This is a genomic window from Shewanella sp. A22 (genome assembly GCF_053850585.1).
On sequence record NZ_JBSQBN010000162.1, the window covers coordinates 1 to 8,542 of the forward strand.

The 8,542-nt window shown below is 41.0% G+C and carries 6 protein-coding genes; 2 read left to right on the plus strand and 4 right to left on the minus strand.

What is annotated here, in order from left to right; genetic code table 11:
* Nucleotides 1–263: 263 nt before the first annotated feature.
* Genes ACWXWT_RS18945 through zwf form a run of 4 tightly spaced genes read right to left on the minus strand, consistent with a single transcriptional unit; the run spans nt 264 to nt 4,944 of the window.
* Nucleotides 264–908, minus strand: a complete 645-nt coding sequence (locus tag ACWXWT_RS18945) for a bifunctional 4-hydroxy-2-oxoglutarate aldolase/2-dehydro-3-deoxy-phosphogluconate aldolase (RefSeq protein WP_456043131.1) — start codon at nt 906–908, stop codon at nt 264–266.
* A 20-nt stretch (nt 909–928) separates the two neighbouring features.
* Nucleotides 929–2,755 carry a phosphogluconate dehydratase gene (gene edd, locus ACWXWT_RS18950; protein ID WP_456043132.1) on the minus strand — a complete coding sequence of 609 codons (1,827 nt, stop codon included), beginning with the start codon at nt 2,753–2,755 and terminating at the stop codon, nt 929–931.
* Between the two features lie 11 nt (nt 2,756–2,766).
* The gene (pgl, locus tag ACWXWT_RS18955) at nt 2,767–3,465 is read right to left on the minus strand and encodes a 6-phosphogluconolactonase (RefSeq protein WP_456043133.1); all 699 of its coding nucleotides are present in this window, start codon (nt 3,463–3,465) and stop codon (nt 2,767–2,769) included.
* Nucleotides 3,466–3,474: 9 nt separating this feature from the next.
* On the minus strand, nt 3,475–4,944 hold the full coding sequence (gene zwf / locus ACWXWT_RS18960) for a glucose-6-phosphate dehydrogenase (RefSeq protein WP_456043134.1): 1,470 nt from the start codon (nt 4,942–4,944) through the stop codon (nt 3,475–3,477).
* Nucleotides 4,945–5,281: 337 nt separating this feature from the next.
* Between zwf and ACWXWT_RS18965 the strand changes: the two genes are divergently transcribed.
* Both ACWXWT_RS18965 and pyk read left to right on the plus strand, forming a co-directional pair.
* The gene (locus ACWXWT_RS18965; RefSeq protein WP_160052426.1) at nt 5,282–6,136 is read left to right on the plus strand and encodes a MurR/RpiR family transcriptional regulator; all 855 of its coding nucleotides are present in this window, start codon (nt 5,282–5,284) and stop codon (nt 6,134–6,136) included.
* Nucleotides 6,137–6,531: 395 nt separating this feature from the next.
* Nucleotides 6,532–7,971, plus strand: coding sequence for a pyruvate kinase (gene pyk, locus ACWXWT_RS18970; RefSeq protein ID WP_456043135.1), 1,440 nt, complete (start codon nt 6,532–6,534; stop codon nt 7,969–7,971).
* Nucleotides 7,972–8,542: the final 571 nt, after the last annotated feature.

Genomic DNA, 8,542 nt, shown 5'->3' on the forward strand with positions numbered 1-8,542 from the left:
ACAAGGTTAGCAGTATCTATTTTAAATTCTGTTGAGTAAGTTGGTTGAGTCTTCATTACTTTTTACACCGTTTTATCTTAAGGCAAGTTTACCTCATATCGGTGTACAGTTTCATTAAGCCACAATATTTACCCCTTTGCTCTGGTGTGGGCGAAGCGCCACGACGTTAGTGGCCGCAGGCCATATGCTATATGAAAACAAAAAAGGCATAAAAAAACCAGCGTACTAAGCTGGTTTTTAATGTGTTGCGATTAAACGATTAATTAAAGACCAGCTAACGCATCTTTACACAATTGCGTAATACGAGCCCAATCTTCATTTTCAACTGCGTCTGTTGGTGCAATCCAACTGCCACCAATACAATCAACGTTAGGCAATGCCAAATAGTCTTTATAAGTAGCAAGGCTAATTCCACCTGTTGGGCAGAAATGAATATTAGACAGTGGCCCAGAGAATGATTTCAATGCATTAACGCCGCCAGAGGCTTCAGCTGGGAAAAACTTGAAGTGTGTGTAACCTAACTCCATGCCAACCATTATTTCTGAAATACTGGCGACGCCAGGAATTAATGGCACCGTACCTTTTTTAGCTGCTTTTAATAGATCAACCGTGGCACCAGGGGTAATAATAAATTGTGAACCCGCCGCAACCGCTTGGTTAAGCTGAGTTTCATTTAACACAGTGCCAGCACCAACCAGTGCTTCAGGCACTTCTTTGGCTATTTTTGCAATCGCTTCAAGTGCGCAAGGAGTGCGTAATGTCACTTCTAATACACTGATGCCGCCAGCGACTAATGCTTTAGCCAAAGGAACAGCATGTTCTAATTTATTAATAACCATAACCGGAACTACCGGACTACGTTTAAACACATCTTGTGGTTGGAGTGACCAGTTATTAGGCTCAATCATATTACCGACTTCCTTTATTTTTAATATAATTCATCAATCGCATTAGTACTACGAGCACCTGTTTCAGGGCTACTTAAACTGCGACGCAATGCACCAAACAATTCACGGCCCATGCCATAAGCTGAATGGTGCAAATCAACAATTTCAGCCGTTCGATTGGCAAGTACTTTCTCATCAACAAGTAGTGTTAATTCACCTGTGGTCGCATCAATTCGAATTAAATCTCCATTTTCAACTTTGGCAATCAAACCACCATCAAGCGCTTCTGGAGTTAAATGAATTGCAGCAGGAACTTTACCCGACGCACCTGACATACGGCCATCAGTTACAAGTGCCACTCTAAAACCTTTGTCCTGTAACGTCCCTAAGAAAGGAGTAAGTTTATGCAGTTCCGGCATACCATTGGCTTTAGGGCCTTGGCCTTTTACTACAACAACACAATCACGATCTAATGATCCTAACTTAAACAGCTCGTCAATTTCATTTTGATCGTTAATGACAACCGCTGGAGCCTCAATGACACGATTACCAGAAGGTACCGCAGACACTTTAATAACTGCTCGGCCTAAATTACCTTTTAGTAGAGTTAAGCCGCCATTGCTTTGAAACGGAGTATCAAGATGAGTTAACACTTCTTTGTCTAAACTTTCTGTTACACCATCAACCCACTTTAATTCGCCGTCAATTAAACGTGGCTCTTGGGTGTATCGACGTAAACCATAACCTGCAACAGTATTTACATCTTCATGTATTAAACCACCGTCAAGTAGTTCTTTAACCAACAAAGCCATCCCGCCAGCAGCATGGAAATGGTTAATGTCTGCGTGACCATTTGGATACACTCGCGCTAGCAATGGTACTGCAGCCGAAAGTTCTGAGAAGTCGTCCCAGTTAACAATAATGCCTGCAGCTCGCGCAATTGCGACTATATGCATCGTCAAATTAGTTGACCCACCCGTAGCCAATAAGGCGACAATACCGTTTACGACTGACTTTTCGCTGACAACCTCACCAATAGGTGTGTACTGAGTGCCCATTGACGTTAAACGGCATACTTGCTTAGCAGCCATTTTGCTTAATTCGTCACGTAATGGTTCATCGGGGTTAACAAAAGATGAACCTGGTAACTGCAAGCCCATCATTTCAAGCATTAACTGATTAGAATTAGCTGTACCATAAAAAGTACAAGTGCCTGCACTGTGGTAAGACTTGGATTCTGCTTCAAGCAATGCAGCACGATCAACCTGACCTTGAGCAAATTGTTGACGAATACGGGCTTTTTCTTTATTTGGAATACCAGACTTCATCGGACCCGCTGGCACAAACAACATAGGTAAGTGACCAAAACTTAACGCACCAATTAATAAACCTGGAACGATTTTGTCACAAATACCCAGTAATAACGCACCGTCAAACATGTTGTGTGATAAGCCTACCGCAGTCGACATGGCTATCACTTCACGGCTCAACAAGCTTAGCTCCATACCAGGTTGACCTTGCGTCACGCCATCACACATGGCTGGAACACCCGCAGCAACTTGCGCCACACTTCCGACATCCATACAGGCCTGCTTAAGCATATTAGGGTAAGTTTCATACGGCTGATGAGCTGATAACATGTCATTAAATGCCGTTACAATACCAATATTAGCCTTGGTCAATTGTCGTAAAGAATCTTTCTCTACTGGCTGACATGCTGCAAAACCATGAGCAAGATTGCCACAGCTTAATGCGCTTCGGTGAACGCCTTTGCCTTTTGCGTCGTTGAGCGCAGCTAAATAAGCTGAACGCGACTGTTGGCTGCGAGCAATAATTCTATCGGTAACGGTTTGTACTACTGAGTGCATGATAAAGCTCCTTACGCGCTATAGAACACATCAACGGGCGTTTTACGCTGCGCTAATATTGCTCTAATTGGCATTTGGTTGACATCATCGTTTTCAAGTGCTTGATGATATACAGATAATTTTGACTCTCCAACAAGATGCAAATAAATCTGACGGCTATTTAAAATGGCATCTTTAGATAGGGTAATACGTGCATGTGGTGCCGTCGTTGGATTGACCGCAACACATAAAGACGGTGAGGTTAACGCATCATTTAGTTCTGCGCTGCATGGAAACCATGAACAAGTATGCCCATCGGTTCCCATACCAAGTACCACTACGTCAAAAGGACGAGGAAAATTAGCTAAAGACTCACTGGTCATATCACAACCCGCTTCAGGGCTTGCGAACATATTCTTTAAACCACGAAACTTGGCACTGGCGGCACGATTTTGCAATAAATGCTCTCTAACCAACCTTTCATTTGAATCATTTTCATCGGAACCAACCCATCTTTCATCAGCTAAAGTAATGTAAACATCACTCCAGTCGACTAACTTATGGCTTAATAGTTCAAATAATTTCAATGGTGTTGAGCCTCCAGAAACAACGAGACTCGCTTTACCGCGAGTATCAACTGCGTCTTGTAATTGCTTAGCGATTTTATTAGCTAACTTTGTTTCAAGTTCTGCTGGTGTATCAAATGATTTAAATACAGTCTCTTTAATCATGTCGACTCCCTACTCGTCCCAAGAACGACCATCTTTAGTAATTAATGCCACTGATGCAACTGGCCCCCACGTCCCCGCAGGATATGGCTTTGGTTTTTCGCCGCTTTGCTCCCACGACTGAATAATTCCGTCTACCCATTTCCATGCTTGCTCCACTTCATCACGACGTACGAATAGAGCTTGGTTACCCAGCATTGCCTCTAGCAATAATCGCTCGTAAGCATCAGCAATTCGTTCGCTTTTGAACGTATCAGTAAAACTTAAATCGAGCTTAGTCGTTTGTAAACGCTGCTTTTGTTCAAGGCCTGGCACCTTATTCATCATCTGAATTTCTACCCCTTCATGGGGTTGTAAGCGGATGGTCAACTTGTTCGGTGGCAAATTTCGATAGTTTGCACGATACAAGTTGTGAGGTGGATTTTTAAAATACACCACAATTTCACTGCTCTTAAACGGCATACGTTTACCACTTCGCAAGTAAAATGGCACTCCAGCCCAACGCCAGTTGTCAATATCAACACGAAGTGCCACAAATGTTTCTGTATGAGATTGGGTATTAGCGTCTTCTTCTTCCAAATAACCCGGCACTGGAGAGCCTTTTAAGAAGCCTGCGCTGTACTGACCTCGAACGGTATTCTCATATACATTATCTTGATTAATTGGACGCAGAGATTTAAGAACTTTAACCTTCTCGTCACGAATACTGTCTGCATCTAAATTAACTGGTGGGTCCATCGCAACAAGTGTTAACACTTGTAATAAATGATTCTGGATCATATCTCGCATTTGACCTGCACCATCAAAATATCCCCAACGACCTTCAATACCGACTTCTTCTGCTACGGTAATTTGGACATGGTCAATCGTTCGGTTATCCCATTTAGATGCAAATAACGAGTTAGCAAATCGAAGTGCAATTAGGTTTTGTACTGTTTCTTTACCTAAATAGTGATCAATTCGATAGACTTGATTTTCATTAAAGAATTCTGCAACTTGGTCATTAATCACGTGTGATGATTCTAAATCTGTACCAATCGGTTTTTCTAATACAACACGGGTATCAGATTGAATAAGGTCTTGTTCATGTAAGCAACGGCAAATGGCACCAAATATTGATGGCGGTGTAGCGAAGTAGTTAACCATTACGCGCTTGCTTGGCTCAAGCAATTCATGGAATGCTTGGTAACCATCAGGATCAGTAAAGTTAGTGCCAATGTAATGGCAACGGCTTAGAAATCTCGCTAACGTGGTTGGGCAAATTTCATCTTTAACGAATGTATTTAATGCTTTTGTAACGAGGGCGATGAATTCTTCTTGAGTAAATGCATCTTTAGCTACACCGATTACCTTAGTCTCTTTGTCAAGCAGTTCTGCTTTATCTAATTGATACAAAGATGGTAATAATTTACGCCTTGCTAAATCGCCTTTCGTACCGAAAAGTACAAAGTCACACGCTTTGGCTCCAATTGATTTGCCCATTGCTAAAAGCTCTCCTAATTATATGTGTCTGCTATGTCCGAATTCGGTCGATGAATAAAAACACACTTTTGTTGTAATATAACAACACATATTGAATATTGCATCTTTAATTTGCAAATATTGCAATGTTGTTAATCTAGTCATCTATATCCATTATCTGGTATGATTTTCTACGTTCTACAAGGCTTGTGAACAATTTAACTGTGAGCCATGTCTTGAAAAATAACGACAGGATCGTGTAAAAGGTAAAAAAACAACTTAATTCACGAAATTCCTGTAATTTATGATATAAAATTACATTACCTACTTTTAGCTACTTTTTAGCGGATGCTTGCTTATGAATACCCTTGAAAAGGTTCAAAAGAGCCTTACCCAATTTAGTAAATCGGAACGTAAAGTTGCCGAAGTCATATTAGCCTCACCGCAAACAGCTATACATTCTAGCATCGCAACACTCGCCAAAATGGCCGATGTGAGTGAGCCAACAGTCAACCGTTTTTGTCGCAGACTCGACACAAAAGGCTTTCCTGATTTTAAGTTACATTTAGCTCAAAGTCTTGCCAACGGTACCCCCTATGTAAGCCGTCATGTAGAGGAAGATGACTCACCAGATTCATATACAACAAAAATCTTTGAATCTTCAATGGCTTCGCTAGATACTGCACGCCAAAGCCTCGATACAGCAGCAATTAATAAAGCCGTTGATGTACTCACACAAGCCAAAACAATTTCCTTTTTTGGTTTAGGTGCGTCCTCTTCTGTTGCACACGATGCACAAAACAAGTTTTTTCGTTTTAATGTACCCGTAATATGTTTCGATGATGTGTTAATGCAACGTATGAGTTGCATTAATTGCAACGAAGGTGACGTTGTGGTGCTGATTTCTCATACTGGTCGTACTAAATCTTTAATCGAAATCGCTCGTATTGCCCGAGAAAATGGCGCGGCGGTCATTGGTATTACTGCGCGTAACTCACCACTGTCATTGGAATGTACATTACCTGTTACCATGGAGGTGCCAGAAGATACAGACATGTATTTGCCTATGGCTTCTCGTTTAGCACAATTAGTTACCATTGATGTATTAGCGACAGGATTTACCTTGCGTCGCGGCCCACGTTTTCGAGATAACTTAAAACGCGTTAAAGAAGTATTGAAAGAATCTCGCGTCAATAAAGATTTAACCATATAAACGAATATACGCTCATTGATTGCAACTATGTAGCCTTGATGTTTGAGTTACTCAACAAGTAAGCAAACACCAGTATAAATACATGATTAGCGTCACAACGGTTAAATTATTACACAAATTTGCTGTTTTTGATCGTTAACATGTACTTTAAATGAGCACATTATTTACCCTAAAGGCCAAACGGTTTATCCGATTGGCCTTTTTTATTGCAAAAATCACTTATCTGTCACAAAAATTACACATTAAATACCGTCTTTTTGTATGTAACTTTACTACATTAATTGAGAATGTCTGTTAATATAGTTGCATCATTTAAGTACGAAGACAGCTTCTGTACTGTAAATCACCGAATTCTATTTAACACAAAATCTTTCTTATCATTAACGGAGTATCTCATGTTCCGCAGAACTAAAATCGTTACTACACTTGGGCCGGCAACTGATCGCGATGACAATTTACGTAAAATTATCGTGGCAGGAGCTAACGTTGTTAGACTTAACTTCTCGCATGGTTCACCAGAAGATCATTTAAAACGTGCAACTGATGCACGTAATATTGCTAAAGAGCTGGGTAAACACGTTGCTATTTTAGGCGACCTACAAGGTCCTAAAATTCGTGTTTCGACTTTCAAAGATAACAAAAAAATTAAACTTAATTTGGGCGATACTTTCATTCTTGATGCTGAATTAGCAAAAGGTGAAGGCGATGAAACTCAAGTGGGTATTGATTACAAAGAATTGCCTAATGATGTTGTCATTGGCGATATTTTAATGCTCGATGATGGTCGTGTGCAGTTAAAAGTTCAACGTGTTGAAGGCCATAAAGTATTCACAACAGTCACTGTAGCAGGTCCGTTATCGAATAATAAAGGCATTAATAAAAAAGGTGGTGGTTTAACGGCTCCAGCCCTTACAGAAAAAGACATGGCGGACATTAAAACTGCTGCGATGATTGATGTTGATTATCTAGCAGTATCATTCCCACGTACGGGTGCTGATCTTGATTTAGCCCGTTCGTTAGCACTTGAAGCAGGCAGTAAAGCGTTAATTGTTGCTAAAGTTGAACGCGCTGAAGCTGTTGAAAGTGATGAAGCAATGGATGATGTCATCCGTGCATCGGACGTCGTCATGGTTGCTCGTGGTGACTTAGGTGTTGAGATTGGTGATGCTGCACTCGTAGCAGTACAAAAGCGTCTAATTGAACGTTCACGCCAACTAAACAAAGCCGTAATCACTGCAACCCAAATGATGGAGTCAATGATTACGAGCCCAATGCCGACACGAGCGGAAGTCATGGACGTGGCTAACGCAGTGTTAGACGGCACTGATGCGGTAATGCTTTCAGCGGAAACTGCTGCAGGTGACTTCCCTGAAGAAACTGTTTTGGCAATGGCTAATGTTTGTTTAGGTGCTGAATCACACCCAAGTGTGAATGTGTCTAAGCACCGCATGGATCAACGTTTCTCCTCTGTAGAAGAAACTATTGCACTTTCTACCATGTATGCGGCTAACCATTTATCAGGCGTTAAAGCGATTATTTCGTTAACAGAATCTGGTGCGACTGCTAAGTTAATGTCACGTATCAGCTCTGGTTTACCGATATTTGCGTTATCACGTCATCAAAAGACATTAGCCAGTATGGCAATGTATCGTGGTGTACAACCAATTGAGTTTGACTCAACTGCATACCCAGCTGATGAGCTAGCGAAAGAAGCATTAAATTGCATGGTTAACAGAGGTTATTTAGTCAGTGGAGATATGGTTCTGATGACTAAAGGCGACGCGATGGAAACCATCGGTGGTACTAACACTTGTAAAGTGTTAATCGTTGCTTAATCCATTAGTCATAACGAGTTTGTTGCTCACTGACATACAATAATCAATTCGTTAACGCTAAAGCCAATCTTCGAATTGGCTTTTTTATTAATTAATTTTGAAGACTCACCTATTCCATTAATTATCTGCTCACTCCGTGAAAGTTCAGTTCCTTCTAGGTAAGTCATAGGATTGTAGCCATAGTAGTGTCTCGACTACTGCCCCTGCGATACTCTATTTCCTACGTCCATGTAGTCTTACGTCAACATAATATAAAGCATTATCTAAAATGTAGCCCACACTTTGGGCCATTCAGGCTTTGCATTGTTTACCAAGAAATAATCATTCTTGCAACAATGCGCCTCAAACTGAAAAACTAACTGATTAAGCAAATAATACCAATCCTATTAAATATGTGATCTTTCAGCGGGAGTTCAAAGAGCTGTAGGCAAGGCAAATGATTGAAGCGAATAGTGATCCTCGGTAACAAGCTCCTGCGTTACTCTACCTCCAGCATCTGACCGCCATGGATGGTGGGAATGTCTTATTTTTTATGGAAAAAAATAGACCATGCCGTCGTATTTTGAAAGCA

What these genes read in the sequence shown, in the direction of transcription:
- zwf (WP_456043134.1), bottom strand. Translation starts at nt 4,944, where the DNA reads ATGGGCAAATCAATTGGAGCCAAAGCGTGTGACTTTGTACTTTTCGGT.
- pyk (WP_456043135.1), top strand. Translation starts at nt 6,532, where the DNA reads ATGTTCCGCAGAACTAAAATCGTTACTACACTTGGGCCGGCAACTGAT.
- pgl (WP_456043133.1), bottom strand. Translation starts at nt 3,465, where the DNA reads ATGATTAAAGAGACTGTATTTAAATCATTTGATACACCAGCAGAACTT.
- ACWXWT_RS18965 (WP_160052426.1), top strand. Translation starts at nt 5,282, where the DNA reads ATGAATACCCTTGAAAAGGTTCAAAAGAGCCTTACCCAATTTAGTAAA.
- ACWXWT_RS18945 (WP_456043131.1), bottom strand. Translation starts at nt 908, where the DNA reads ATGATTGAGCCTAATAACTGGTCACTCCAACCACAAGATGTGTTTAAA.
- edd (WP_456043132.1), bottom strand. Translation starts at nt 2,755, where the DNA reads ATGCACTCAGTAGTACAAACCGTTACCGATAGAATTATTGCTCGCAGC.